The organism is Serratia ficaria, from assembly GCF_900187015.1.
Taxonomy (GTDB): Bacteria; Pseudomonadota; Gammaproteobacteria; order Enterobacterales; family Enterobacteriaceae; genus Serratia; species Serratia ficaria.
Map to the genome: position 1 here is coordinate 5,017,278 of NZ_LT906479.1, position 26,232 is coordinate 5,043,509.

Genomic DNA, 26,232 nt, shown 5'->3' on the forward strand with positions numbered 1-26,232 from the left:
CAGTCGTTATTGATTAACCGGATCCAACCAACCGTATTTGTCTTCGGTCTTGCCGGTAAACAGGCCGAAGAACGCCTGCTGGATCTGTTTGGTCACCGGGCCGCATTTGCCGATGCCGACCTGAATGCCGTCGACGCTGCGCACCGGGGTGATTTCCGCCGCGGTGCCGGACATGAACACTTCGTCGGCCAGGTACAGCGACTCGCGCGACAGCACCTGCTCGCGCACTTCAAAGCCCATGTCTTTCGCCAGCTTGATGATGGCGTCGCGGGTGATGCCCGGCAGCGCCGAGGAGGTGAACGGCGGGGTGAACAGCACGCCGTCTTTCACTTCGAACAGGTTCTCGCCCGCCCCTTCGGAGATATAGCCGTGCACGTCGAGCGCGATGCCTTCCTGATAGCCGTGGCGGCGCGCTTCGCTGCCCACCAGCAGGGAGGACAAATAGTTGCCGCCGGCCTTGGCCGCGGTAGGGATGGTGTTTGGCGCTACGCGCTGCCAGGAAGAAACCATCGCATCGATGCCTTGATCCAGCGCTTCCTCACCCAGATACGCGCCCCAAGGAAACGCCGCGATAATCACGTCTGTTTTATAACCGGCCGGCGGGTTGACGCCCATGCCGACGTCGCCGACAAACACCAGCGGACGAATGTAAGCGCTGACCAGATTGTTTTTGCGCAGCGTGGCGCGGCAGGCCTCCATCAGCTCGTCGACGCTTTGCGACACCGGCATGCGGTAGATCTTGGCCGAGTCGTGCAGACGCTGCATATGCTCACGGTGCCGGAACACCACCGGGCCTTTATGGGAGTCGTAGCAACGCACCCCTTCGAACACCGACGTGCCGTAGTGCAGCGCGTGCGACATCACGTGCACCTTGGCCTCAGCCCATGGAACCATCTCGCCATTGAACCAAATGTAATCGGCTTTCTTCGTCATTGTTATTTATCCTTCTTCGCGCATCAGGCGCGTATTTGTTGTGATGTCGGTTGCTGGATCTCAACGCAGGAGACGTCCATCAATTTGCTTAATTGGGATGACAGTAGATCTACCGGGCGCTGGCTGGCAACGGTCAATTCAATATTAATATTGTCGGTATTTACCGCCGAAACCATATTCATAGCACAAACCTGAAAGCCGCGATGACGCACGACGCGCAATACGCGCTCTAACATTTCAGGGCGGAAACGCGCGTGGATCGAGAGTTGATGCTGCATCATGATATTTCCTCCAACATGGTTTCGTTGCCGGCGCCCGGCGGCACCAGCGGCCAGACGTTTTCGAGTTCATCTATCGAGACCTGCAGCAGATATGGCCCGGCGGTGTTGAACAGCGCATCGAGCGCGTCCGCGACCTGATCTTTGCGGCTGATGCGCTGGCCGGGAATGCCGAAGGCGGCGGCCAGCATCAGGAAATCGGGGTTATCGGAGAGGTTGGTTTCGCTGTAGCGGCCGTCGAAAAACAGCTGTTGCCACTGACGCACCATCCCCAGACGCTGGTTATCCAGCAGCACGATTTTCACCGGCAGCTGCTTGCGCTTGATGGTGCCCAGCTCCTGCACGTTCATCATGAAGGAACCGTCGCCCGATACGCAGATGACCGTATCTTCAGGCCGCGCCATCTGGGCACCCACCGCGGCCGGCACGCCGAACCCCATGGTGCCCAAGCCGCTGGAGGTGATGAAGTTCTCCGGGCGTTCGAAGCTCATGTGCTGCGCGGTCCACATCTGGTGCTGGCCGACATCGGTGGTCACCACGCTGTTGGCCGGCTTGCGATCGGACAGCTGCTTCAACAGCAGCGGCGCGTAGATAGGCTGGCCCGGATGATCGTAGCGCCAGGCGTGGGTCTCTTTCAGCTCCGCCGTTCGCTGCCGCCAGTCGGCGATGTTCAGCGGCTGCTGCAGCGCCGGCAACAGGGCTTTCAAGTCGCCCTGCAGCGCCACGTGCGCCTGGCGCAGCTTGCTCATTTCCGCCGGATCGATATCCATGTGGATCACTTTGGCGTGCGGGGCGAAGGCGTTCAGTTTGCCGGTGACGCGGTCGTCAAAGCGGGCGCCGACGGCGATCAGCAGGTCGCACTCCTGTACCGCCAGGTTGGCGGCCTTGGTGCCGTGCATGCCCAGCATGCCCAGGTAGGACGGGTGCCCGGCGTCCGGTGCGCCCAGCCCTTTCAGGGTGGCGACGTTCGGCATGCCGGTCACGGCGATAAACTCGCGCAGCGCCGGCACCGCCTGCGCCATGCCTACGCCGCCGCCGACGTACAGCATCGGTTTGCGCGCCTGCGCCAGCAGATCGGCGGCCTGCGCCAACGCCGCAGCCGGGTAGTCGAACGCCTCTTCGACCGGCATCAGATGCGGATGCAGTTCACCCTGCGCCAGCTGGATGTCTTTCGGGATATCGATCAGTACCGGGCCCGGGCGGCCGCTGCCGGCGATGGCGAAGGCTTCCGCCATGATGCCCGGCAGCGCGTCGAGGGATCCCACCAGGAAACTGTGTTTGGTGCAGGCCAGAGACAGGCCGAGAACATCGATCTCCTGAAAGGCATCGGTGCCGATCAGCGTGGAGCCTACCTGGCCGGTGATGGCGACGACGGGGACAGAATCGAGCAGCGCGTCGGCCAGGCCGGTGATCAGGTTGGTGGCGCCGGGGCCGGAAGTGGCGATGCACACGCCGACTTTGCCGGTGGCGCGGGCGTAGCCGATGGCGGCCATTGCGGCGCCCTGCTCATGGCGGCACAGCAGGTGCTCCACTCCGCCGTCATACAGCGCATCGTACACCGGCATGATTGCCCCACCCGGATAGCCGAATACGGTATCCACACCCTGCGCACGCAACGCTTGAACCACCCACTGAGCGCCATTCATAGTTATTTCCCCGCCTTACTTCGACAATCGCAGGATTTTGTTCTGTTTCTCATTCTCTGCCCCTTGCTTCACTTTTCTCTGACCAATAAAAAACCCCCGGACCTGACGGTGCGGGGGTTCTCTTGCGATTCCGGCTTGTTTTCTAAGCCTTTCTTCGTCCAAGTGCAGCCCCGCACGGTGGGATAATAATCACCACCACGCTAATCACGACTAGGCTAATCACTTGGGCAAAGGCTTTCATAATGGGTTTGTTCACTGTGCTCGTTTCGAACTAATGCCTACAGAGGTACCATAGTCGCGCGCGGCATGACAACACTTTTTTTGCGTTATTATTCGGCGCACTCTGGTCATACCTCGTGCAAACTGCCCGGATTTCAAACGTTAGCGCGCACGCCGGCGGTTTTCACTTCGCCGGTGATGGCCTTGCCGCTGGTGTCCTTGCCGAAGAACACCAGCAAAGCGATCACCACCGCCACCGTGCCGGCGATGATCGCCATCGCCAACCCGTAGTTGTGCCCGTTATGTTCGGCAATGGTCGCCTGCAGGGTGGCGTTGACCGACGCGATCAGGTTGCCCAGCTGATACACGAACCCCGGCAGCACCGCGCGGGTGTTGGCCGGCACCAGTTCGGTCAGGTAGGTCGGCACCACGCCCCAGGCGCCCTGCACCATGAACTGCATCAGGAAGGCGCCGATGCCCAGCATCAGCGAGCCGCTGGAAAACGCCCACAGCGGGATCACCGGCAGCGCCAACAGCGCGGCGATGATAATCGCTTTTTTGCGGCCGATCTTTTCCGACAGCGAGCCGAAGAACACGCCGCCGACAATTGAGGCGATATTGTAGCTAATGGCGATGATACTGACGGTTTTTGGGTCGAAACCATGCTGAACCTTCAGGAATACCGGATACAAATCCTGGGTGCCGTGCGAGAAGAAATTGAACGCCGCCATCAGCAGCACCAGGTAGCCGCACAGCTTCCAGTGGCTCTTCAGCACCGGCAGCAAGGCGGTGCTCTCTTTGCGCTCGCGCGCCGCCAGCCACACCGGCGATTCCTGCACGCAATAGTAAATAAACGGCAGCAGCAGGATCGGCGCCGCGCCGATGACAAACATGCCGCGCCAGCCCACCGCCTCGAACAGCAGGCCGTAAACCACCGCCGCCAACAGATAGCCGAACGGATAACCGGCCTGAAAGATGCCCGACATCAGGCCGCGTGAACGGTCCGGAATGGTCTCCATCGCCAGCGACGACGCCACGCCCCAGATGCCGCCCATCGCCACGCCGTACAGCACGCGCAACAGCAGGAATACCGTCAGCGAAGGCGCCGCAGCGGACAGCAACTCAAATACCGAGAAAAAGACGATGTTCAGCATCAGAACCGGCTTACGCCCGTATTTCTCGGCCGCGCGGCCAAAGATCAGCGCGCCTATCGGCCGCACCGCCAGCGTCAGCAGGATCGCCAGCGTGACCTGCTCCATGCCGACGTGAAAGGATTGGGCGATATCGCTGAGCAGAAACACCAGCACGAAAAAGTCAAAAGCGTCGAGCGTCCAGCTTGAAAAGCTGGCGATTGCCGCATTGCGTTGCAGCGAGGTCCAACCAAACATAGTGTTATCCCTACCCTGGAGTACGTAGTCAGGAGGTTTAGCGGCTGCCGGGCGGAATGCGGCGGCGGTCGGGGTTTGTTAACGAAGTGATTTTTATTTTAACCATTTGTTAAATACACCCGTTCCCCCTGCGGTGGCAACTTGGTTAGCCTGCTAATGTGTTGCAGCCATCGCGGAATTGTTAGTGGGTATTGCCACCGATTGTGAAATCGTCCGCAGAAAAAATTTATCTTCATGAATAACAATATTTTATTTGCTTTGCCCCGCGCATACCGCGCAACCCTGGCAGGCCCTGCGCCCACCTATCCCGCATCATGTCGCCCTCAGCAAGGAGAGCAACATGTCACTGGCGGTTATCTATACCCGGGCCACGATCGGCGTGCAGGCCCCCTCGGTTACGGTGGAAGTGCATATCAGCAACGGGCTGCCCGGTTTAACGCTGGTCGGCCTGCCGGAAACCACGGTAAAAGAGGCGCGCGACAGGGTGCGCAGCGCGTTGATCAACAACGGCTTCACCTTCCCGGCGCGGCGCATCACCGTTAACCTGGCGCCGGCCGACCTGCCCAAAGAAGGTGGCCGTTACGATCTGCCGATTGCGTTGGCGATCCTCGCCGCGTCCGAACAGCTGCCGGTCGAGTCGCTGACGCGTTATGAATTCCTCGGCGAGCTGGCGCTGTCCGGCGCGCTGCGGGCGGTCAGGGGTGCCATCCCGGCGGCTTTAGCGGCCGCCGCCGCCGGGCGCAAACTGATCCTGTCGGCGGACAACGGTCACGAGGTCGGCCTGATCGCCCAGGGTGAAACCCGGGTGGCGCAGCATCTGCTCGAAGTCTGCGCCTTTCTGCTCGGACGAGGGGAATTGCCGGCGGCCTGCGCCCCGCCGGCCGCCGATGCGGCGCGGCCGACGGCTGACCTGCAGGATATCATCGGCCAGCAGCAGGCCAAGCGGGCGCTGGAGATCGCCGCCGCGGGCGGACACAACCTGCTGCTGATCGGCCCGCCGGGCACCGGCAAGACCATGCTGGCCAGCCGCCTGACCGGTTTGCTGCCGCCGTTGACCGAGCGGGAGGCGCTGGAGAGCGTGGCGGTGGCCAGCCTGCTGCGCCATGACGCCGAACCCTTGCCCTGGCGCCAACGGCCGTTTCGCGCGCCGCACCACAGCGCCTCGATGGCGGCGCTGGTCGGCGGCGGTTCGCTGCCGCAGCCGGGAGAGATATCCATGGCGCACAATGGCGTGCTGTTTCTGGATGAACTGCCCGAATTCGAACGCAGGGTGCTGGATGCGCTGCGCGAACCGCTGGAATCCGGCGAGATCGTGATATCCCGCGCCAACGCCAAGGTCTGTTTTCCGGCCCGGGTCCAGCTGATTGCGGCGATGAACCCCAGCCCGACCGGGCACTATCAGGGCGTGCATAACCGCGCCTCCCCCCAGCAGGTATTGCGCTATCTGGGCCGCCTTTCCGGCCCCTTTATCGACCGTTTCGACCTGTCGATCGACGTGCCGCTCTTGCCGCCTGGCCTACTCAGCAAACGCTGCGCCGGTGGGGAAAATAGCGTTCAGGTGCGCGCTCGGGTGCAGCGGGCGCGCGACAGGCAGCTTAGCCGCGCCGGGAAAATCAATGCGCTGCTGAGCAACCAGGAAGTGGAGCGAGACTGCGCACTGCGGGCGGCGGACGCCGAGTTTTTGGAAGCGACCCTGCACGCGCTGGGCCTGTCGGTGCGCGCCTGGCAACGGATCCTAAAGGTGGCGCGCACGCTGGCGGATTTGAACGGAGATCGGGATATCGATAAGCGCCACTTGAGCGAAGCGCTGGGGTACCGGGGTATGGACCGTCTGTTGCTGCAGCTGCATCGCAGCCTGGAATAAAAATGGGGCCCGCAGGCCCCATTCTCATCAGTCGTCGCTGTCGGTGTAATCTTCCACCGCATCAGCCTGCGGCTTGCCGCCGGACAGGGTATGGAATTTTTTCGGACGGCGTGTGCGCGCCAGATATTTGGCCCATACTTTTTCCTGCTCGGTAACCGGCTCGCGCTCGCCGTGGCACACTGCGACGAACAGCTGTTCTTCTTCAGTGACCGGCTGGCGTTTGCCCGCGTCCAGCTCGTTGAACGCGTACCCGAAGCGCTCTAGCAATTGCGCTTCTTTAATGGTGAAATCGCCGTGACGGGAGAACCCGCGAGGATAGTGTTTGTTATCAAAAAAACGATTGGTCGTGGTGAAGCTATCCGCCATCTGACACGCTCCTAATTCTCTCATGGCCGTGCTGTTTATGGCGCGGAGTATTAGATAGGCTTGACATTGTGTAAAACAAAACATTTAAATCTTAACGACAAAATTTTTTGGAGATGGGTGTGGATACCGAATTACTGAAAACCTTTTTGGAGGTCAGTAGAACGCGTCACTTTGGCCGAGCCGCAGAATCCTTGTACTTAACGCAGTCCGCGGTCAGTTTCCGCATCCGTCAGTTGGAAAACCAGCTGGGCGCAAATTTATTCACCCGCCACCGCAACAATATCCGCCTGACGCCGGCCGGAGAGCGGCTTCTGCCCTATGCCGAGAGCCTGATGAACACCTGGCAGCTGGCGAAAAAAGAGGTGGTGCGATCGCTGCAGCACACCGAGCTCTCTATCGGCGCCACCGCCTCGCTGTGGGAAGCCTATCTGACCCCCTGGCTGCAATCGCTCTATCAGCAGCGCGAGGCGCTGCAGCTGGAGGCGCGGGTGGCGCTAAGGCACTCTTTGGTAAAGCAGCTGCACGAAAGGCAGCTCGATTTGCTCATCACCACCGAGCCGCCAAAGATGGACGAGCTGGCCAGCCAGCTGTTGGGCAATTTCTCGCTGCGTCTGTTTTCATCCCGCCGCCGCGACAAGCAGGCGCCGATGCCGTACATCAAGCTGGAATGGGGCGCCGATTTTCACCAACAGGAGAGCCGCATGCTGGAAGGCGACAGCGTGCCGGTGCTCACCACCACCTCGGCGCACCTGACCCGTCAGCTGCTGGAAACCACCGGCGGCTGCGCCTTTCTGCCCAGCCAGTGGGAAAAAGACTACCCGCTGCTGATCGCCGCCACCGAGACGCCGCCGATCGTGCGCCCGCTGTATGCGGTCTGGCTGCAGAACAGCGATCAGCAGCCGTTGATCCGGCAATTGCTGAAAATACCTTTAAATACCGCAGCCTGAAGCGCTATAACGGCTTCAGACGCGGATGGCGGGGTTTGGCTCGCCTGTTCAGCCAAAATGCGCTCATCGCCTTCTGAAGGCCGATAAAACAGAACAGCAGGATGCCGATGACGATTTTGGTCCACCAGGAGCTGAGGGTGCCGTCGAAGGTGATGTAGCTCTGGATCAGGCCCTGGATCAGCACGCCGAACAGCGTGCCCAGCACGGTGCCGACGCCGCCGGTCAACAGAGTGCCGCCAATCACCACCGCGGCGATGGCGTCCAACTCTACGCCGCTGGCCGCCAGCGCATAGCCCGCCGACGTATACAGCGAGAAAACAATGCCGGACAGCGCCGCCAGCGTACTGGATAACATGTAAATCAATACGGTGGTGCGTTGTACCGGCACGCCCATCAGCGCCGCCGACACCCGGTTGCCGCCAATGGCGTAGACGTTGTGGCCAAAGCGGGTGCGGTGCGCCAACAGGATGCCAGCCGCCACCACCGTCAACATCACCAACGCCAGCAGCGTGAAGCGTCCGCCGCCCGGCAGTTTCCAGGCGTAGTTGGCCAGGCTGGCGTACAGCGGGTGATCGATGGGAATCGACTCCTCGGAAACGATAAAACTCATACCCCGCACGAAGAACATGCCGGCCAGCGTGATGATGAACGCCGGCAGCTTCAGCACGTCGATGATCCAGCCCATCAGCGCACCGAATGATGCTCCCATCAGCAGCGCGATGATGAACGCATAGCCCGGTGCCATGCCGTAACTGCCGATCAGTTTGGCCAGCAACACGCCGGTGAAGGCGATCACCGAACCGACCGACAAATCGATGCCGCCGGACAGGATCACAAAAGTCATCCCCACCGCCACAATGCCGAGAAACGCATTATCGGTCAGCAAATCACACCATACCCGCGTGGAGGCGAAGGCGGGGAACTGAGCAAGGCAAAACGCGTAGCCCAGCAAAAATACCGCCAGGGTGATCAACAGCGGCAGATTACGTTTGATCATGATTTGCGTCTCCGCAGCAGCCGGCGCAGCGATACGCTCGGCGATTGCACCATCAGCACCGCCAACACCACCACCGCTTTCAGCACCAAATTGAATTCGGGACGATAGCCGGACAGCAGGATGCCGGTGTTCATCCCCTGAATAATCAGCGCCCCCACCACCGACAGCAGCAGGTTAAACCGGCCGCCCAGCAGCGAACCGCCGCCAATCACCACCGCCAGGATGGCGTCCAGTTCCAGCCACAGGCCGGCATTGTTGGCGTCCGCCCCGCGGATGTCCGCCGTCACGATAATCCCGGCCACCGCGGCGCACAGGCCGCAGATCACGTACACCGACATCACCACCCAGCGAGTACTCACTCCCGCATTGCGGGCGGAACGCAGGTTGATGCCCACCGCTTCGATAAACAGCCCCAGAGCGGTCTTGCGCGTCAACAGCCAGAGCAGCAACAGCGACAGCGCGGCGACGATCGCCGGTACCGGCAGATACATTAATGCGCCGCTGCCCAGCTGCGCCAAGCCTTCCCGCTCGAAGGTCACTATCTGCCCTTCGGTGATCAGCTGCGCAACGCCGCGGCCGGCGACCATCAGCATCAGGGTGGCGACGATCGGCTGTATCTGCAGCACCGCCACCAGAAAACCGTTCCACAAGCCGCACAGCGCCCCGGCGGCCAACGCCGCAGCCAGCACATAGGCCAGCGGATAACCGGCGCTGGTCAGCATCGCCGCCGTGGCGCCGGCTATCGCCATCACCGCGCCCACCGAAAGATCGATGCCGCCGGTCGCGATCACCAACGTCATGCCCAGCGCCAGCAGCGCCACCGGGGCGCCGCGGTTGAGGATATCGATCAGGCTGCCGAACAGCCTTCCGTCCTGAATATGCACAGAGAAAAAATTTGGCGCCACCAGGCTGTCGATCAGCAAAATTGCCGCCAACGCCCCCAGCTGCGTCGCCCCGGCGGGAAATGCCCACCTGATTTTGCGCGGTTCACCGGTCATGGAGGAGCTCCTGAGGTTCATCCTGCCCCCTGTTGCACGGCAATAGCCTGCATAATCGCCGGCACCGTGATGGCGTCATGTTCCAACTGCGCCACATGTCGTCTGTCGCGCAGCACCACAATGCGATCGGCATAGCCTGCCAGCTCCTCCAGCTCGGAAGAGATCACCAGCAGCGCCAGCCCTTCTTCACACAGTTTCTCGACCAACCGGATAATCTCCGCGTGCGCGCCGACGTCAATGCCGCGCGTCGGCTCGTCGAGGATCAGAAAACGCGGTTTGGTCGCCAGCCAGCGGGACAGCAGCACCTTCTGTTGATTGCCGCCGGAAAGATATTGGATCTGCTGCTCCGCCCCCGGCGTACGGATGCCCAACAGCCGGATGAAATCGTCGGCGATGCGCGTTTGCTCCCGCAGCGGCAGCGGCCGCAGCCAGCCGCGCTGGGCCTGCAGCGCCAGAATAATATTTTCCCGCACCGTCGCCGCCCCAATGATGCCGTCGGTTTTACGGTCCTCCGGGCAATAGCCGAAACCCAGGCTGGCCGCTTTACGCGGCGTACGGATATTCACCGCCTTGCCGGCCACTTTCGCCTCGCCGCTATCCCGGGCCCTGACGCCAAATATCAGTTGGGCCGTTTCGGTACGCCCCGACCCCAACAGACCCGCCAGGCCAACAATCTCGCCCGGCCTGACCGCCAACTCGAAGGGTTCTACCGTACCGCGACGGCCATAGCCGTTGAATTCAACCAGCGGCGCCGCCGTTGACGCCCGGCGCTCACCGCGCTTGAGCAAGGATTCATCGAACGCGTGCCCCAGCATCATCTGCACCAGCTCCAGCCGCGGCAGCTCGGCAGCCGCACGCGTGCCGACCAGCTTGCCGTTGCGCAGCACGGTGATGCGATCGCTGATGCGATAAACCTGATCGAGAAAGTGAGTCACAAAGATCATGCCCAGCCCTTGAGATCGCAGCTGACGGAGAATATCCAGCAGCATGCCGACCTCTTTGGCATCCAGGCTGGCGGTGGGTTCGTCCAGGATCAGCACCCTGGCGGACAGATCCACCGCCCGGGCGATAGCCACGATTTGCTGAATGGCGATCGAGTAATTGCCCAACGGCTGGCTGACATCCAGCTGCAGGCCATAGCCTTGCAACAGCTCACTGGCGCGGCGCAGCATGGTGCGCTGATCGACCAGCCCAAAGCGGGTCGGCTCGCGGCCGATGAACAGGTTGGCGGCGACCGAAATATTCGCCAGCAGGTTCACCTCCTGGTAAACCGTCCCTATGCCTAACGCCTGCGCCTGTGCCGTACTCTGCGGTGCGATAGCGCGCCCCTCCAGCAGGATCTCGCCGGCGGACCGCGAGTAAACGCCGGTCAGCGCTTTGATCAGCGTGGATTTCCCCGCGCCGTTTTCCCCCAACAGCGCCACCACTTCCCCGCTCTGCAGCGTGAAATCGACCTGATCCAGCGCTTTGACACCGGGGAATTCGACGGATAATCCGTTAATCGCCAGTAGGTGAGTCTGAGATGCAACCATCTTGCTGCCCCGCCGGTGAGTGGATCAATAACCCATGCTTTTCTTCAGTTCGAACTCCTGCTTGGCGGTATCCGGCTGCAGCAGTTTCGACTCGGTCTGAATGAACTTCGGCGGCGATGTCCCCTCTTTTTTCATCGCCAACAGCGCATCAAACGCCGGGCCCGCCATGTTCGGCGTCAGCTCGACCGTAGCGTTGGCTTCGCCGTTGATCATCGCCTTGAAGATATCGGGCACGCCGTCGATAGAGACGATTTTTATTTGGGAACCGGGTTTTAGCCCCGCTTCCTTAATCGCCTGAATGGCGCCGATCGCCATATCGTCGTTATGCGCATAGACGGCGCAAATGTTCTTGCCGTTTTGCTCGGCCTTGATGAAGCTCTCCATCACCTCTTTGCCCTTGCTGCGGGTAAAATCACCGGACTGCGAGCGGATAATCTTGACGTTGGCGGCGGAAGCGATGCCGTCGGAGAAACCTTTCTTGCGGTTAATCGCAACGCTGGCGCCAACCGTGCCCTGCAGTTCCACCACGTTACACGGCTTGCCGGCCACCTCCTTCACCAGCCATTCCCCCGCCACCTTACCCTCATGGACGCTGTCGGAGGCCACTGCGGCGGTATACAACGAGGGGTCGTTCACTTCGATCATGCGGTCCAGCAGGAACACCGGAATTTTTGCCTCTTTGGCTTCCTGCAGCACCGGCGTCCAACCGGTTGCGACGACCGGGGCGATGAAAATAGCGTCCACCCCTTGGGCGATAAATGACCTTACCGCTTTGATCTGATTTTCCTGTTTCTGCTGAGCGTCGGCAATTTTCAGCGTAATTCCGCGCTTTTCGGCCTCCTGTTTGGACACTTTGGTTTCCGCCGAGCGCCAGCCCGACTCTGAGCCAATCTGAGAGAAGCCGACGATCAGCGGTGCGGCCTGAGCCGTATTGATAAATGCGCCAGCGACGGCGGCTGCTAACAGCAAACGTTTGATCATGGTGTTTTCCTCGCCCTGCAGGGTTAGCTGTTGTGGTGTGATCTGTTTATTTTTCTGATGAAGCGGGTCCAAAAGGGACGGTCGCTTATTAGGTGTAGTTGAAAAATGGGCGGGAATAATGCGCGGCATCACATCGCAGGATAACAACCATTTTGTACATGGATTCAGCTAAAAATGTCTAAATCGAAAACGGCTTTGCAGGAATTTCAGACAATCTATCAGGGGAATAGCGGAAAAGGGCGAGGAATGAGACGCAAAAAAAAACCCTTCGCTTTCGCGAAGGGTTTCTAATATGGCAGGGGCGGAGAGACTCGAACTCGCGACACCCGGTTTTGGAGACCGGTGCTCTACCAACTGAGCTACGCCCCTAAATCTCGCTTAACATTATGCCTGCTAAGATAAGCAGGCATAATTTAAATAAGTGGCGGAACGGACGGGGCTCGAACCCGCGACCCCCTGCGTGACAGGCAGGTATTCTAACCAACTGAACTACCGCTCCACCGATTCTTTTACGTCGCACCTTTCGATGCCGGCAAAACCGCCTCGGCGATTTCGCTCATTACCAGGTGTCAGGCTGATAACGTTTATTTGATGCCTGGCAGTGTCCTACTCTCGCATGGGGAGACCCCACACTACCATCGGCGCTACGGCGTTTCACTTCTGAGTTCGGCATGGGGTCAGGTGGGACCACCGCGCTATTGCCGCCAGGCAAATTCTGTTTCATTCTTGGCCGTTACTCGCGTAACCACCAGAACCAATCTAAGAACTTCGCTGAAAATTATTCGTCTCTCTAAAAACACCTTCGGTGTTGTAAGGTTAAGCCTCACGGATCATTAGTACTGGTTAGCTCAATGCATCGCTGCACTTACACACCCAGCCTATCAACGTCTTAGTCTTAAACGTTCCTTCAGGGGCCTTAAAGGCCCAGGGAAGACTCATCTCGAGGCAAGTTTCGCGCTTAGATGCTTTCAGCGCTTATCTTTTCCGCACTTAGCTACCGGGCAGTGCCATTGGCATGACAACCCGAACACCAGTGGTGCGTTCACTCCGGTCCTCTCGTACTAGGAGCAACCCCTCTCAATCTTCCAACGCCCACGGCAGATAGGGACCGAACTGTCTCACGACGTTCTAAACCCAGCTCGCGTACCACTTTAAATGGCGAACAGCCATACCCTTGGGACCTACTTCAGCCCCAGGATGTGATGAGCCGACATCGAGGTGCCAAACACCGCCGTCGATATGAACTCTTGGGCGGTATCAGCCTGTTATCCCCGGAGTACCTTTTATCCGTTGAGCGATGGCCCTTCCATTCAGAACCACCGGATCACTAAGACCTACTTTCGTACCTGCTCGAGCCGTCACTCTCGCAGTCAAGCTAGCTTATGCCTTTGCACTAACCTCACGATGTCCGACCGTGATTAGCTAACCTTCGTGCTCCTCCGTTACTCTTTGGGAGGAGACCGCCCCAGTCAAACTACCCACCAGACACTGTCCTCACCCCAGATTATGGGGCCGAGTTAGAACATCAAACATTAAAGGGTGGTATTTCAAGGTTGGCTCCACGCAGACTGGCGTCCACGCTTCAAAGCCTCCCACCTATCCTACACATCAAGGCTCAATGTTCAGTGTCAAGCTATAGTAAAGGTTCACGGGGTCTTTCCGTCTTGCCGCGGGTACACTGCATCTTCACAGCGAGTTCAATTTCACTGAGTCTCGGGTGGAGACAGCCTGGCCATCATTACGCCATTCGTGCAGGTCGGAACTTACCCGACAAGGAATTTCGCTACCTTAGGACCGTTATAGTTACGGCCGCCGTTTACTGGGGCTTCGATCAAGAGCTTCGCCTTGCGGCTGACCCCATCAATTAACCTTCCAGCACCGGGCAGGCGTCACACCGTATACGTCCACTTTCGTGTTTGCACAGTGCTGTGTTTTTATTAAACAGTTGCAGCCAGCTGGTATCTGCGACTGGCTTCAGCTCCATCCGCAAGGGACTTCACCTACGCGCCAGCGTGCCTTCTCCCGAAGTTACGGCACCATTTTGCCTAGTTCCTTCACCCGAGTTCTCTCAAGCGCCTTGGTATTCTCTACCTGACCACCTGTGTCGGTTTGGGGTACGATTCTGTGTTACCTGATGCTTAGAGGCTTTTCCTGGAAGCTTGGCATCAACTACTTCTGCACCGTAGTGCATCGTCATCACGCCTCAGGGTTGACAGCGTTCCGGATTTACCAGGAACACCCCCCTACACGCTTAAACCGGGACAACCGTCGCCCGGCTAGCCTAGCCTTCTCCGTCCCCCCTTCGCAGCAACACCGAGTACAGGAATATTAACCTGTTTCCCATCGACTACGCTTTTCAGCCTCGCCTTAGGGGTCGACTCACCCTGCCCCGATTAACGTTGGACAGGAACCCTTGGTCTTCCGGCGAGCGGGCTTTTCACCCGCTTTATCGTTACTTATGTCAGCATTCGCACTTCTGATACCTCCAGCAACCCTCACAGGCCACCTTCAACGGCTTACAGAACGCTCCCCTACCCAACAACGCCTAAGCGTCGCTGCCGCAGCTTCGGTGCATGGTTTAGCCCCGTTACATCTTCCGCGCAGGCCGACTCGACCAGTGAGCTATTACGCTTTCTTTAAATGATGGCTGCTTCTAAGCCAACATCCTGGCTGTCTATGCCTTCCCACATCGTTTCCCACTTAACCATGACTTTGGGACCTTAGCTGGCGGTCTGGGTTGTTTCCCTCTTCACGACGGACGTTAGCACCCGCCGTGTGTCTCCCGTGATAACATTCTTCGGTATTCGGAGTTTGCATCGGTTTGGTAAGCCGGGATGGCCCCCTAGCCGAAACAGTGCTCTACCCCCGAAGATGAGTTCACGAGGCGCTACCTAAATAGCTTTCGGGGAGAACCAGCTATCTCCCGGTTTGATTGGCCTTTCACCCCCAGCCACAAGTCATCCGCTAATTTTTCAACATTAGTCGGTTCGGTCCTCCAGTTAGTGTTACCCAACCTTCAACCTGCCCATGGCTAGATCACCGGGTTTCGGGTCTATACCTTGCAACTATTCGCCCAGTTAAGACTCGGTTTCCCTACGGCTCCCCTATACGGTTAACCTTGCTACAAAATATAAGTCGCTGACCCATTATACAAAAGGTACGCAGTCACACCACGAAGGTGCTCCCACTGCTTGTACGTACACGGTTTCAGGTTCTATTTCACTCCCCTCGCCGGGGTTCTTTTCGCCTTTCCCTCACGGTACTGGTTCACTATCGGTCAGTCAGGAGTATTTAGCCTTGGAGGATGGTCCCCCCATATTCAGACAGGATGTCACGTGTCCCGCCCTACTCATCGAACTCACAGTTAATGCATTTTAGTGTACGGGGCTATCACCCTTTACTGCGCGACTTTCCAGACGCTTCCACTAACACAAGAACTGATTCAGGTTCTGGGCTGCTCCCCGTTCGCTCGCCGCTACTGGGGGAATCTCGGTTGATTTCTTTTCCTCGGGGTACTTAGATGTTTCAGTTCCCCCGGTTCGCCTCGTTAAGCTATGTATTCACTTAACGATAGTGCAACGAATTGCACTGGGTTTCCCCATTCGGGTATCGCCGGTTATAACGGTTCATATCACCTTACCGACGCTTTTCGCAGATTAGCACGCCCTTCATCGCCTCTGACTGCCTAGGCATCCACCGTGTACGCTTAGTCACTTAACCTCACAACCCGAAGGTGTCTTTTATGAATAATCGACACTTCGCATTGCAAACATTTGAGAGACTCTATGACAGGTTACTCCTCATCCCAATATTTCTACGGAGGGACAAGTTTCAGCCGTCATGTTTCAATTTTCAGCTTGTTCCAGATTGTTAAAGAGCAAAATACTTCGCAGCATACTGTCGCCAATATACTCTGAAGTATTGAAATACCGGACTATATGGTGGAGCTAAGCGGGATCGAACCGCTGACCTCCTGCGTGCAAGGCAGGCGCTCTCCCAGCTGAGCTATAGCCCCATACAGTCACGTGCAGTACCTTTGATATACAACTTCTTTCTTAGGCAAGGCATGCGGAGGGAAGTTTACCTGGGTAAACGACCGCGCATAACGCAGCATAGGGAAGAAGTGGTAGGCCTGAGTGGACTTGAACCACCGACCTCACCCTTATCAGGGGTGCGCTCTAACCACCTGAGCTACAAGCCTATAAAGGTATTTCTGCTCGTTACTTTCTATCAGACAATCTGTGTGAGCACTTCACGCGAATCGATATCATTAGGTAAGGAGGTGATCCAACCGCAGGTTCCCCTACGGTTACCTTGTTACGACTTCACCCCAGTCATGAATCACAAAGTGGTAAGCGCCCTCCCGAAGGTTAAGCTACCTACTTCTTTTGCAACCCACTCCCATGGTGTGACGGGCGGTGTGTACAAGGCCCGGGAACGTATTCACCGTAGCATTCTGATCTACGATTACTAGCGATTCCGACTTCATGGAGTCGAGTTGCAGACTCCAATCCGGACTACGACGTACTTTATGAGGTCCGCTTGCTCTCGCGAGTTCGCTTCTCTTTGTATACGCCATTGTAGCACGTGTGTAGCCCTACTCGTAAGGGCCATGATGACTTGACGTCATCCCCACCTTCCTCCGGTTTATCACCGGCAGTCTCCTTTGAGTTCCCGACCGAATCGCTGGCAACAAAGGATAAGGGTTGCGCTCGTTGCGGGACTTAACCCAACATTTCACAACACGAGCTGACGACAGCCATGCAGCACCTGTCTCAGAGTTCCCGAAGGCACCAAAGCATCTCTGCTAAGTTCTCTGGATGTCAAGAGTAGGTAAGGTTCTTCGCGTTGCATCGAATTAAACCACATGCTCCACCGCTTGTGCGGGCCCCCGTCAATTCATTTGAGTTTTAACCTTGCGGCCGTACTCCCCAGGCGGTCGATTTAACGCGTTAGCTCCGGAAGCCACGCCTCAAGGGCACAACCTCCAAATCGACATCGTTTACAGCGTGGACTACCAGGGTATCTAATCCTGTTTGCTCCCCACGCTTTCGCACCTGAGCGTCAGTCTTCGTCCAGGGGGCCGCCTTCGCCACCGGTATTCCTCCAGATCTCTACGCATTTCACCGCTACACCTGGAATTCTACCCCCCTCTACGAGACTCTAGCTTGCCAGTTTCAAATGCAGTTCCCACGTTAAGCGCGGGGATTTCACATCTGACTTAACAAACCGCCTGCGTGCGCTTTACGCCCAGTAATTCCGATTAACGCTTGCACCCTCCGTATTACCGCGGCTGCTGGCACGGAGTTAGCCGGTGCTTCTTCTGCGAGTAACGTCAATGCGATGCCGTATTAAGACATTGCCCTTCCTCCTCGCTGAAAGTGCTTTACAACCCGAAGGCCTTCTTCACACACGCGGCATGGCTGCATCAGGCTTGCGCCCATTGTGCAATATTCCCCACTGCTGCCTCCCGTAGGAGTCTGGACCGTGTCTCAGTTCCAGTGTGGCTGGTCATCCTCTCAGACCAGCTAGGGATCGTCGCCTAGGTGAGCCATTACCCCACCTACTAGCTAATCCCATCTGGGCACATCTGATGGCGTGAGGCCCGAAGGTCCCCCACTTTGGTCCGTAGACGTTATGCGGTATTAGCTACCGTTTCCAGTAGTTATCCCCCTCCATCAGGCAGTTTCCCAGACATTACTCACCCGTCCGCCGCTCGTCACCCAGAGAGCAAGCTCTCTTGTGCTACCGCTCGACTTGCATGTGTTAGGCCTGCCGCCAGCGTTCAATCTGAGCCATGATCAAACTCTTCAATTAAAAGCTTGATTTGCTTCAACTCGTGAAGCGATGCTCAAAGGTTACTGCTTCAAAAATTGCTTTTTTACAAGCTAGTCACTCTTCAAGACTTGATATTTTTTCGCATCCGAAGATGCTGGATATCGTCTTGTGGAGTGCCCACACAGATTGTCTGATAAATTGTTAAAGAGCGTTGGTTACTGAGAGATAACTCTCGGTAACGCGGGAGGTGCATATTACGCTTTCCCGCTGAAGAGTCAAGCTTTTTTCTTATTAAGAAACGGCGTTTTCACCGGCTTGCTTCTTCCTGGCTGGGCGACTGGTTCTCGTTAGAGGAGTCGTTGTTCCCGGTCAGTGGAGGCGCATTATAGGGAGTTCTCAGAACGCCGCAACCCCTATTTTCAATATTTTTTCCGACCGTTGAATGTTTAACCAAAACCCCGTTAAAGCGGCAGTTTTTTCAACGTTTTGAAGCCGTAGCCTTGTAAAACGGGCAATAAAGCGTCGGTATCTTCATTTAACGCCATGCAGTACGCCAGATGATCTTCCTGCGTCGACACCAGGTTTTCCTGCGTTGAGATAAGCCAGGCGGTGCGGCGGGCAATAGCGGCGCCGGAATCCACCAGCCGGGTGCCTTCAGGCAGCACCTGCATTAACTCTGCCGCCAATAAAGGGAAATGGGTACAACCCAGCACCACGGTGTCCGGCGGCTCGCGCATGCTCAGCCACGGCTGCAGGATTTTCTTCAGGGTCGGCAGAGGAACAGCTTCGCCGTGCAGCTTGGCTTCCGCCAGCTCCACCAGTTCGGAAGAACCCAACAGCTCGATTTTACAGTCGGTCGCGAAACGGGCGATCAGTTCATGAGTGTAGGTGCGCTGAACGGTGCCGCGGGTAGCCAACAGGCCGACGATGCCGTTGGCGGTAAGGCGAGCCGCCGGTTTGATGGCGGGCACCACGCCCACTACCGGGAAACTGAAGCGTTCGCGCAATGCGGGCAGGGAAACGGTGCTGGCGGTGTTGCAGGCGATGACCACGATCGCCAGCGGGTGGCGTTGCTGCACCGCGCCGACAATTTCCAACACGCGTTCAACGATAAACTCTTCGGATTTCTCGCCGTAGGGGAACGCCACGTTGTCGAAGGCATATATATAGTGGAGGTCCGGCAGCAGTTGCCGAACCTCTTGATACACCGATAGCCCGCCAACGCCGGAGTCAAATACCAGCACCGTCGGGCGGGGCGTCGCGGGGCTGTTAGAAGGTATAGCTTCCAGTAATGTAATATTCTCTTCCTGGAGTAGCGTAGCCATAGGCCGTCTCATAATCTTTATCAAACAGGTTGGCAATTCTACCACGAACTGTCAGATGAGATGTGACCGGATACGAAACTGCGAGATCCCACAGGCTCACGCCGCCGAGTTTGACGGTCGGGCTTGGATACACGCCGTAGTCCTTGTCATAGCGCTCGCCGAGGTATTGATAGGTGACCGCCCAGTCAAAGTCATAAACCTGCCAGTCCAGCTCGTACTTCACCTGCTGTTTGGCGCGACGCAGCAAGACTTCGTGGGTCTTGGCATTACGTGGGTCGACATAGTCATAGCTGATCTGATGCGTCAACGGACCGGTTTCAAACGAAGCGGTGGCTTCTACGCCTTTAATGGTCGCTTTACCGATGTTGTAATAACGGTAAGTCACAGGATCGCTGTCAATCAGGTTATCGATGTCATTCCGGTAGCCGGACACGCGCCAGGCCACTGGCCCGGTCAACCCTTCAAAACCGCCTTCCCACTGTTTGCTCTCTTCCGGCTTCAAGTTATCGTTGCCGTAAGTGGTACTGAACAGCTGGTTCATGTTTGGCGCTTTAAATGCGGTGCCATAGGAAGCGATGAAACGATACCCTTCAACGAATTCCCAGGCCGCACTGGTTTGCCAGGTGCCGTGCCAGCCAAATTCCGAGTTGTCGTCGCCGCGCGCCGCGGCTTCGAGAGTAACCGGCCCAACCAACTGCTGGCCGGTCAAATAGATGCCGGTGTTGCGTTGGCTCTTCTCGCTGCTGACAGACGCAGTGCCTGGCTTGATTTGTTGATCCTGCCAGTCGGCGCCGGCACTCACCGTACCTTGTGCAACTTTGAAGGTATTGCCCCACTGCAGGTTGTATTGTTCGGAATCGTCCAGGCTGGAGGAAACGGCGTACTGCCCCTTACGCGGATCATAGTTGTAATCTTTGCTGTGGCTGTAGCTGCCCACTAACTGCGTGGCATAAATCCCTTCCTGATAGCGCAGCCCGGTGTCCCAGGTTTGGCTATACAGCTTACGGGTGTCAGGCAAACCGGTGACATTGAAGTTGTTGTCGTAAGCATAAAAACCGTCGTAGCCGGTGCGGTTATCATAGCCATAGCCGCGGAAAAAGCCGCTGATTTGCTCGTTAAACTGGTGCTGCACGGCGCCGTACAGCGACTTGCTCATAAAGCCATCGCGATCGGGCTGTGGAATGCTGGTGTTGCCTTCCGCCACCACGTCATACCCTTTGGTATAGGTATAGTTGCCCGCAACAGTCGCCACCGTGCTGTCGCCCAGCCGTTGCTGAGTCGAGGCATCGTAGGCCTGGTAGCCATGCGAGCCGAGGCCGGCGGAGAGCGTAGTGCCGTTCTTTTCGCGGGTGGTGATAATGTTGACCACGCCGCCGATGGCGTCTGAGCCGTACACCGCCGAACGCGGACCGCGGATATATTCGATTTTCTGCACCAGCGAGATCGGGATCTGGCTGAGGTCAGAAGAGCCGCTGACGCCGGCCTGGTTAAGACGGATGCCGTCGACCAGCACCAGCACGTGGCTGGAGTTGGTGCCGCGAATGAACAGCGAGCTTTTTTGCCCCATTCCGCCGTTCTGGCCAATATCCACGCCCGGCAAGCGGCGCATCACGTCGGTCAGGCTCTTGGCCTGCCAGCGGTCGATGTCATTACGGGTCACGATAGAGGTGGGTGCCAGCACGGAAGAGACCGGCTGCGGGAAACGGTTGGCGGTAACCATCAGGTTATCGCCGTTATTGGCTGTGGTGTTGTCTTGCGCCCATCCAGAAAAAGCCGTGACGGAGGAAACCACCATCAGCAGCGTATTTTTTGTAATTGTCATGAAAAAGCATCCAAACTTAATTGGCGGATGCCGCAGGATCATGGCCGGTGGTTCGCGACGGCCACGCACATTGCGACGTAACACCGGCAGGTCTTCGGGCTTGGGATTTGCAGGCTGCTTGCCGCAACCGACACCGGGCGATGACTTCCCATCCTGCAGTGGACAGTGTCTGCGTTAACACGCTATCGCCGTGACTTCCCCTTACCGCTGCGCGTCAGCTCCGGATTCACACCGGATTCCCTTTTCACTCGCTGCTTGAGGCCGGACGGCAATGCTACGATCAATGTAAATGGATGTCTAGACTTCCACTAATGTTACAAATAATAAACGCGACAAAACTGGACTTCACGGGCTGATTCCCTACAATCCCCGCTGATCAAATTAGCCTGACGAGATGAAACACATGACGCCCGAGAATTTGCCTATTGAACGTTACGATGACCAGCTGGCGGAGAAAACCGCCCGCCTGAAGACGTTGATGTCACCGTTCGCGGCGCCCGAGCCGGAAGTGTTCCGCTCGCCAGTGAGCCACTACCGCATGCGCGCAGAATTCCGCATCTGGCATGATGAAGACGAGATGTACCACATCATGTTCGACCAGCAGACCAAGCAGCGCATCCGCGTCGATCAATTCCCGGCCGCCAGCGAACTGATCAACCGCCTGATGAGCGCGCTGATTGCCGCCATCAAGCCAGACCCGACGCTGCGCCACAAGCTGTTCCAGATCGATTATCTGTCGACGCAAAGCGGCAAAATCATCGCTTCGCTGCTGTACCACCGCAAGCTGGACGACGCCTGGCAGCAACGCGCTACGCAGCTGCGCGACAGCCTGCGCGCCCAGGGCTTCGATCTGCAGTTGATTGGCCGCGCCGCGAAGATGAAAATCATGCTGGACAAGGATCACGTGGACGAAGTGCTGCCGGTCGCCGGTCGCGACATGATTTACCGCCAGGTGGAGAACAGCTTCACCCAGCCGAACGCGGCGATGAACGTGCAGATGCTGGAGTGGGCGCTGGAAGTCACCGCCGGGTCAACAGGCGATTTGCTGGAACTGTACTGCGGCAACGGCAACTTTTCGCTGGCGCTGGCGCGCAACTTTGAGCGCGTGCTGGCCACCGAGATAGCCAAACCGTCCGTCGCGGCGGCGCAATACAATATCGCCGCCAACCACATCGACAACGTGCAGATCATCCGCATGGCGGCGGAAGACTTTACCCAAGCGATGAACGGGGTGCGCGAGTTTAACCGGCTGAAGGGCATCGATCTGAGCGGCTACAACTGCGAGACCATTTTCGTCGATCCGCCGCGCAGCGGTCTGGATGACGAAACGGTGAAGATGGTGCAGGCCTATCCGCGCATTCTGTATATCTCATGCAATCCGGACACGCTGTGCGCCAACCTGGCAACGTTGCAGGAAACGCATCGGGTGAGCCGCCTGGCGCTGTTCGACCAGTTCCCCTACACCCACCATATGGAATGCGGCGTGCTGCTGGAAAAACGCCGCTGATATCATCGGGGCGCCGCTATGGCGCCCCGGCTTTTTATTCTTGGGTATTTTCATCCAGCGCCTTGCGCGCCTTCAGCTTGAAGCCTATCCAGAACACCAGCGCGACACAGATGATCGACGGCAGGAAGTTGGAGCCGATCTGCGGGTATTCGGCGCGCACGATGGCGCTGTACAGCAGCAGCCCCAGCAGGAAACAGGCGGCGGCCAGCTTCGGCATGCCTTCCGGCATGGCGCGATTCAGGTAACGTTGATGCAGACAATACACCGCCAGCACCAGCGCGATTATCGGGAAGACTGAAAACGGCACCACCGAGCTGAACAACGCAGCGAACGAGCCGTTGATTGAAAGGCCGGCAATCAACGCCAGCAGTAAGGTGCCATTCTCACGACCTGGTTTTTCCATCACTCTCTACCTTTTTTATACGTGGGATACAGAAGCTTTTTCTTGCTCGCGGCGATACCAGTAATACGCCCCCTTGGAAATCATCCGCAGCTGCAGCACCAAGCGTTCTTCCAGCTGGCGCCGCTGTTCGGGGTCAATATCCAGCGCTTCCGCGCCGGCGCTGAACACGATGGTCACCATGGCCTCCGCCTGCGCTTCGGTAAAGCTGCGCGGCATATGATTTTCCAGCTCGAGGTAATCCGCCAGTTCGGCGATAAAGTGTTGGATCTCACGCGCTACCGCCGCGCGAAACGCGGCCGAGGTGCCGGAACGCTCACGCAGCAGCAGGCGAAATGCATTGGGGTTGTTGCCGATAAACTCCATAAAGGTGGAGACCGACGTGCGGATCACGCTGCCGCCCTTGGCGATGCGCTGACGCGCCTGCCGCATCAGCTGGCGCAGCATCAGGCCGCTTTCGTCGACCATGGTCAGCCCGAGTTCGTCCACGTCGCGGAAGTGGCGATAGAACGAGGTGGGCGCGATCCCCGCCTCGCGCGAGACCTCCCGCAGGCTCAGGCTGGCAAAGCTGCGCTCGGCGCTAAGCTGGCTGAACGCGGCCTCGATCAGGGAACGACGCGTCCGTTCTTTTTGTTGTGCTCTGACGCCCATATGCATATCCAGATAAGTTCCATTCAATCAGTCTAACGCCCTTGAGCCGGCAATATAGCAAATTTTATTGCAACAGCATTTATACTAACGCGCGCAATCACAGTTCCGGCCTGAACCAATTGTGCTTTGGCTCAAAAAGCCTAATGGTGATTGGGCACACAGCGCTATGATGTTAAGATACCGTTGTAATCTTGTATAAAAACAGGTCTCTCCTACATGCAACAGCACTATCAATTTGATGCCATAGTAATTGGCTCGGGCCCTGGTGGTGAAGGTGCCGCTATGGGGCTGGTGAAACAGGGCGCCCGCGTGGCCGTTATCGAACGGTACAACAACGTCGGCGGCGGATGCACCCATTGGGGCACCATCCCATCCAAAGCCCTCCGTCACGCCGTCAGCCGCATTATCGAATTCAACCAGAACCCGCTTTATAACAACTCTCGCACGCTCAGCGCGACTTTCCCTGACATTTTACGCCACGCCGATAACGTCATTAACCAGCAAACCCGCATGCGCCAGGGATTCTACGAGCGCAACCAGTGCAAACTGTTCGCCGGCGATGCGCGCTTTATCGACGCCAACACCGTCAGCGTCAGCTATATGGACGGCACCCAGGACACCATCCGCGCCGACCATATCGTGATCGCCTGCGGTTCGCGCCCTTACCTGCCGGCCAGCGTCGACTTCAATCACCCGCGCATTTACAACAGCGACTCTATCCTCGAGCTGAACCACGAACCGCGCCACGTGATCATTTATGGCGCCGGGGTGATCGGCTGCGAATACGCGTCGATTTTCCGCGGCCTCAACGTCAAGGTGGATCTGATCAACACCCGCGATCGCCTGCTGGCGTTCCTCGATCAGGAAATGTCGGATTCGCTGTCGTATCACTTCTGGAATAACGGCGTGGTGATCCGCCATAACGAAGAGTTCGAGAAGATCGAAGGTACCGAAGACGGCGTGATTGTGCACCTGAAATCAGGCAAGAAGGTGAAGGCGGACTGCCTGCTGTACGCCAACGGCCGTACCGGCAACACCGACTCGCTGGGGCTGGAAAACGTCGGCCTGGAGTCTGACAGCCGCGGCCTGCTGAAAGTGAACAGCATGTACCAGACCGCACTGTCGCACATTTATGCGGTAGGCGATGTGATCGGCTACCCAAGCCTGGCGTCGGCCGCCTACGATCAGGGCCGAATCGCCGCGCAGGCCATCGCCTCCGGCGAAGCCAGCGGCCACCTGATCGAAGACATCCCGACCGGCATCTACACCATTCCGGAAATCAGCTCCGTCGGCAAAACCGAACAGGAACTGACGGCGATGAAGGTGCCCTACGAAGTGGGCCGCGCCCAGTTCAAGCACCTGGCGCGCGCGCAGATCGCCGGGATGAACGTCGGCAGCCTGAAGATCCTGTTCCATCGCGACACCCTGCAGATCCTCGGGATCCACTGCTTCGGCGAGCGTGCGGCGGAGATCATCCACATCGGCCAGGCGATCATGGAACAGAAGGGCGAAGGCAATACTATCGAGTATTTCGTTAATACCACCTTCAACTATCCGACCATGGCCGAAGCCTACCGGGTGGCGGCGTTGAACGGCTTAAACCGCCTGTTTTAACGCGCCGCCGATGTGGTTCTGCATGTGCTCGCGGATCGCCTCGGCCAATTGCTCATAGCGGCTGCGCAATGGGGAGCCGGGGCGGTACACCAATGCAATGGTGCGCTTCGGTTCCGGCTTGTAGCAGTCCAGGTAGCAAACGCCGTCGCGCTCCCGCTGCGGCGGCACCGCAAGCGTTGGCAGCAGGGTAATGCCGCTGCCGGCCGCGACCATATTGCGCAGCGTTTCCAGACTGGTGGCGCGGAAGTGGGTATCCTCGTCCGCACCGGCCTGGAAGCAAAAGCCCATCGCCTGATCGCGCAGGCAGTGGCCGTCTTCCAGCATCAGCAGCTTCTCGCCCGCCAAATCCGGCATCGCCACGCGTTCGCGCTGCGCCCACGGGTGATCGGAATACACCGCCAGCTTCATCGGTTCGTCAAACAGCGGCACTTCGATAAACGCCTCGGTTTCCTTCACCAGCGCCAGAATGGCGCAGTCCAGCTTGCCGCTGTCGAGCTGCGCCAGCAGCTGATGGGTCTGCGCTTCGTGCAGGTACATTTCCAGCTTGGGAAAGGTTTTGTGCAGCGTCGGGATGATCTGCGGCAGCAGGTAGGGCCCCACGGTCGGGATCAGGCCGATATGCAGCGGCCCGGACATCGCCTCGCCCTGCTGGCTGGCCATTTCCTTCAGGACTTTGACTTCGCGCAGCACGGTACGCGCCTGCTCCACCAGCAGCAGCCCCGCCTGCGTGAACAGCACCTTGCGGCTGGTGCGCTCGAGCAGCATCACGCCCAGTTCATCTTCCAGTTTACGGATCTGCCCGCTGAGCGTGGGTTGGCTGACATGGCATGAATCGGCGGCGCGGCGGAAGTGCCGGTGCTCGGCCAAGGCGACCAGGTACTCTAAATCACGAATATTCATTGTTTCCCTCCAAACCATGATAGCTCATGGCGATAGATAAGATAGCAATGAGCGATTAGATCTATCAAGCCCCAGCATCAATAATG

At 58.1% G+C, this 26,232-nt stretch carries 19 protein-coding genes, 4 tRNA genes, 3 rRNA genes and 1 riboswitch; of the genes, 4 read left to right on the forward strand and 22 right to left on the reverse strand.

Going from position 1 to position 26,232, the window contains the following annotated elements; genetic code table 11:
- Positions 1-6 precede the first annotated feature (6 nt).
- From ilvE to CKW09_RS23455, 5 genes are all read right to left on the reverse strand, one after another.
- A complete protein-coding gene (gene ilvE, locus CKW09_RS23435; protein WP_061800319.1) occupies positions 7-933 on the reverse strand; it encodes a branched-chain-amino-acid transaminase in 927 nt (308 codons plus the stop codon).
- Positions 934-956: 23 nt separating this feature from the next.
- Positions 957-1,214, reverse strand: coding sequence for an acetolactate synthase 2 small subunit (gene ilvM / locus CKW09_RS23440; RefSeq protein WP_061800321.1), 258 nt, complete (start codon positions 1,212-1,214; stop codon positions 957-959).
- Positions 1,211-2,857 (reverse strand): acetolactate synthase 2 catalytic subunit, encoded by a 1,647-nt coding sequence (gene ilvG, locus CKW09_RS23445; RefSeq protein WP_095099787.1) that lies wholly within the window; start codon positions 2,855-2,857, stop codon positions 1,211-1,213. Before ilvG ends, ilvM begins: the two co-directional genes overlap by 4 nt.
- 142 nt (positions 2,858-2,999) lie before the next feature.
- The gene (ilvL, locus tag CKW09_RS23450; protein WP_013814970.1) at positions 3,000-3,098 is read right to left on the reverse strand and encodes an ilv operon leader peptide; all 99 of its coding nucleotides are present in this window, start codon (positions 3,096-3,098) and stop codon (positions 3,000-3,002) included.
- 133 nt (positions 3,099-3,231) lie between these two features.
- Positions 3,232-4,464: an MFS transporter gene (locus CKW09_RS23455; RefSeq protein WP_095099789.1), complete on the reverse strand. Its 1,233-nt coding sequence runs from the start codon at positions 4,462-4,464 to the stop codon at positions 3,232-3,234.
- 340 nt (positions 4,465-4,804) lie between these two features.
- Here CKW09_RS23455 and CKW09_RS23460 point away from each other — a divergent pair, with 340 nt between their 5' ends.
- On the forward strand, positions 4,805-6,328 hold the full coding sequence (locus CKW09_RS23460; RefSeq protein ID WP_095099792.1) for a YifB family Mg chelatase-like AAA ATPase: 1,524 nt from the start codon (positions 4,805-4,807) through the stop codon (positions 6,326-6,328).
- 27 nt (positions 6,329-6,355) lie between these two features.
- Here CKW09_RS23460 and CKW09_RS23465 read toward each other — a convergent pair whose 3' ends face one another.
- Entirely contained in the window at positions 6,356-6,694 is a 339-nt protein-coding gene (locus CKW09_RS23465) for a DUF413 domain-containing protein (RefSeq protein WP_061800331.1), read from the reverse strand.
- 119 nt (positions 6,695-6,813) lie between these two features.
- Between CKW09_RS23465 and hdfR the strand changes: the two genes are divergently transcribed.
- Positions 6,814-7,641 carry an HTH-type transcriptional regulator HdfR gene (gene hdfR, locus CKW09_RS23470; protein ID WP_095099795.1) on the forward strand — a complete coding sequence of 276 codons (828 nt, stop codon included), beginning with the start codon at positions 6,814-6,816 and terminating at the stop codon, positions 7,639-7,641.
- Between the two features lie 4 nt (positions 7,642-7,645).
- Here hdfR and yjfF read toward each other — a convergent pair whose 3' ends face one another.
- The 13 genes from yjfF to btuB form a co-directional block, all read right to left on the reverse strand.
- Positions 7,646-8,638, reverse strand: coding sequence for a galactofuranose ABC transporter, permease protein YjfF (gene yjfF, locus CKW09_RS23475; RefSeq protein WP_061800334.1), 993 nt, complete (start codon positions 8,636-8,638; stop codon positions 7,646-7,648).
- Positions 8,635-9,636: a galactofuranose ABC transporter, ATP-binding protein YtfT gene (gene ytfT / locus CKW09_RS23480; RefSeq protein WP_167387263.1), complete on the reverse strand. Its 1,002-nt coding sequence runs from the start codon at positions 9,634-9,636 to the stop codon at positions 8,635-8,637. The genes yjfF and ytfT overlap by 4 nt, the downstream gene beginning before the upstream one ends.
- A 17-nt stretch (positions 9,637-9,653) precedes the next feature.
- Positions 9,654-11,168, reverse strand: coding sequence for a galactofuranose ABC transporter, ATP-binding protein YtfR (ytfR, locus tag CKW09_RS23485; RefSeq protein WP_095099802.1), 1,515 nt, complete (start codon positions 11,166-11,168; stop codon positions 9,654-9,656).
- 24 nt (positions 11,169-11,192) lie between these two features.
- Positions 11,193-12,149: a galactofuranose ABC transporter, galactofuranose-binding protein YtfQ gene (gene ytfQ, locus CKW09_RS23490; protein WP_061800339.1), complete on the reverse strand. Its 957-nt coding sequence runs from the start codon at positions 12,147-12,149 to the stop codon at positions 11,193-11,195.
- Positions 12,150-12,442: 293 nt separating this feature from the next.
- Positions 12,443-12,518, reverse strand: a tRNA-Trp gene (locus CKW09_RS23495).
- 53 nt (positions 12,519-12,571) lie between these two features.
- Positions 12,572-12,648, reverse strand: a tRNA-Asp gene (locus CKW09_RS23500).
- A 94-nt stretch (positions 12,649-12,742) separates the two neighbouring features.
- Positions 12,743-12,858: ribosomal RNA gene (gene rrf, locus CKW09_RS23505) — 5S ribosomal RNA — on the reverse strand.
- 103 nt (positions 12,859-12,961) lie between these two features.
- Positions 12,962-15,869: ribosomal RNA gene (locus CKW09_RS23510) — 23S ribosomal RNA — on the reverse strand.
- 219 nt (positions 15,870-16,088) lie between these two features.
- Positions 16,089-16,164 (reverse strand) — tRNA-Ala (locus CKW09_RS23515).
- 109 nt (positions 16,165-16,273) lie between these two features.
- Positions 16,274-16,350 (reverse strand) — tRNA-Ile (locus CKW09_RS23520).
- Positions 16,351-16,424: 74 nt separating this feature from the next.
- Positions 16,425-17,966: ribosomal RNA gene (locus CKW09_RS23525) — 16S ribosomal RNA — on the reverse strand.
- Together the 16S, 23S and 5S rRNA genes with 4 tRNA genes alongside form the textbook arrangement of a ribosomal RNA operon.
- 422 nt (positions 17,967-18,388) lie before the next feature.
- Positions 18,389-19,252, reverse strand: a complete 864-nt coding sequence (gene murI / locus CKW09_RS23530; protein ID WP_061799716.1) for a glutamate racemase — start codon at positions 19,250-19,252, stop codon at positions 18,389-18,391.
- Positions 19,197-21,074 (reverse strand): TonB-dependent vitamin B12 receptor BtuB, encoded by a 1,878-nt coding sequence (btuB, locus tag CKW09_RS23535; protein ID WP_061799717.1) that lies wholly within the window; start codon positions 21,072-21,074, stop codon positions 19,197-19,199. The genes murI and btuB overlap by 56 nt, the downstream gene beginning before the upstream one ends.
- A 68-nt stretch (positions 21,075-21,142) precedes the next feature.
- Positions 21,143-21,362, reverse strand: a riboswitch (cobalamin riboswitch).
- A 115-nt stretch (positions 21,363-21,477) separates the two neighbouring features.
- On the opposite strand from btuB, the gene trmA reads away from it, so the two are divergent.
- Entirely contained in the window at positions 21,478-22,581 is a 1,104-nt protein-coding gene (trmA, locus tag CKW09_RS23540; protein ID WP_061799788.1) for a tRNA (uridine(54)-C5)-methyltransferase TrmA, read from the forward strand.
- Between the two features lie 34 nt (positions 22,582-22,615).
- Here trmA and CKW09_RS23545 read toward each other — a convergent pair whose 3' ends face one another.
- Together CKW09_RS23545 and fabR are read right to left on the reverse strand one after the other, a co-directional pair.
- Positions 22,616-22,984, reverse strand: a complete 369-nt coding sequence (locus CKW09_RS23545; protein ID WP_061799718.1) for a YijD family membrane protein — start codon at positions 22,982-22,984, stop codon at positions 22,616-22,618.
- 15 nt (positions 22,985-22,999) lie between these two features.
- On the reverse strand, positions 23,000-23,632 hold the full coding sequence (gene fabR / locus CKW09_RS23550) for an HTH-type transcriptional repressor FabR (protein ID WP_061799719.1): 633 nt from the start codon (positions 23,630-23,632) through the stop codon (positions 23,000-23,002).
- Positions 23,633-23,848: 216 nt separating this feature from the next.
- Here fabR and sthA point away from each other — a divergent pair, with 216 nt between their 5' ends.
- Complete coding sequence (gene sthA / locus CKW09_RS23555) at positions 23,849-25,246, forward strand: Si-specific NAD(P)(+) transhydrogenase (protein WP_061799721.1); 1,398 nt, start codon at positions 23,849-23,851, stop codon at positions 25,244-25,246.
- Here sthA and oxyR read toward each other — a convergent pair.
- Complete coding sequence (gene oxyR, locus CKW09_RS23560) at positions 25,229-26,146, reverse strand: DNA-binding transcriptional regulator OxyR (RefSeq protein WP_061799723.1); 918 nt, start codon at positions 26,144-26,146, stop codon at positions 25,229-25,231. The genes sthA and oxyR overlap by 18 nt on opposite strands.
- Positions 26,147-26,232: the final 86 nt, after the last annotated feature.

What these genes read in the sequence shown, in the direction of transcription:
- ilvE (WP_061800319.1), bottom strand. Translation starts at nt 933, where the DNA reads ATGACGAAGAAAGCCGATTACATTTGGTTCAATGGCGAGATGGTTCCA.
- ilvM (WP_061800321.1), bottom strand. Translation starts at nt 1,214, where the DNA reads ATGATGCAGCATCAACTCTCGATCCACGCGCGTTTCCGCCCTGAAATG.
- ilvG (WP_095099787.1), bottom strand. Translation starts at nt 2,857, where the DNA reads ATGAATGGCGCTCAGTGGGTGGTTCAAGCGTTGCGTGCGCAGGGTGTG.
- ilvL (WP_013814970.1), bottom strand. Translation starts at nt 3,098, where the DNA reads ATGAAAGCCTTTGCCCAAGTGATTAGCCTAGTCGTGATTAGCGTGGTG.
- CKW09_RS23455 (WP_095099789.1), bottom strand. Translation starts at nt 4,464, where the DNA reads ATGTTTGGTTGGACCTCGCTGCAACGCAATGCGGCAATCGCCAGCTTT.
- CKW09_RS23460 (WP_095099792.1), top strand. Translation starts at nt 4,805, where the DNA reads ATGTCACTGGCGGTTATCTATACCCGGGCCACGATCGGCGTGCAGGCC.
- CKW09_RS23465 (WP_061800331.1), bottom strand. Translation starts at nt 6,694, where the DNA reads ATGGCGGATAGCTTCACCACGACCAATCGTTTTTTTGATAACAAACAC.
- yjfF (WP_061800334.1), bottom strand. Translation starts at nt 8,638, where the DNA reads ATGATCAAACGTAATCTGCCGCTGTTGATCACCCTGGCGGTATTTTTG.
- ytfT (WP_167387263.1), bottom strand. Translation starts at nt 9,636, where the DNA reads ATGACCGGTGAACCGCGCAAAATCAGGTGGGCATTTCCCGCCGGGGCG.
- ytfR (WP_095099802.1), bottom strand. Translation starts at nt 11,168, where the DNA reads ATGGTTGCATCTCAGACTCACCTACTGGCGATTAACGGATTATCCGTC.
- ytfQ (WP_061800339.1), bottom strand. Translation starts at nt 12,149, where the DNA reads ATGATCAAACGTTTGCTGTTAGCAGCCGCCGTCGCTGGCGCATTTATC.
- murI (WP_061799716.1), bottom strand. Translation starts at nt 19,252, where the DNA reads ATGGCTACGCTACTCCAGGAAGAGAATATTACATTACTGGAAGCTATA.
- btuB (WP_061799717.1), bottom strand. Translation starts at nt 21,074, where the DNA reads ATGACAATTACAAAAAATACGCTGCTGATGGTGGTTTCCTCCGTCACG.
- trmA (WP_061799788.1), top strand. Translation starts at nt 21,478, where the DNA reads ATGACGCCCGAGAATTTGCCTATTGAACGTTACGATGACCAGCTGGCG.
- CKW09_RS23545 (WP_061799718.1), bottom strand. Translation starts at nt 22,984, where the DNA reads ATGGAAAAACCAGGTCGTGAGAATGGCACCTTACTGCTGGCGTTGATT.
- fabR (WP_061799719.1), bottom strand. Translation starts at nt 23,632, where the DNA reads ATGGGCGTCAGAGCACAACAAAAAGAACGGACGCGTCGTTCCCTGATC.
- sthA (WP_061799721.1), top strand. Translation starts at nt 23,849, where the DNA reads ATGCAACAGCACTATCAATTTGATGCCATAGTAATTGGCTCGGGCCCT.
- oxyR (WP_061799723.1), bottom strand. Translation starts at nt 26,146, where the DNA reads ATGAATATTCGTGATTTAGAGTACCTGGTCGCCTTGGCCGAGCACCGG.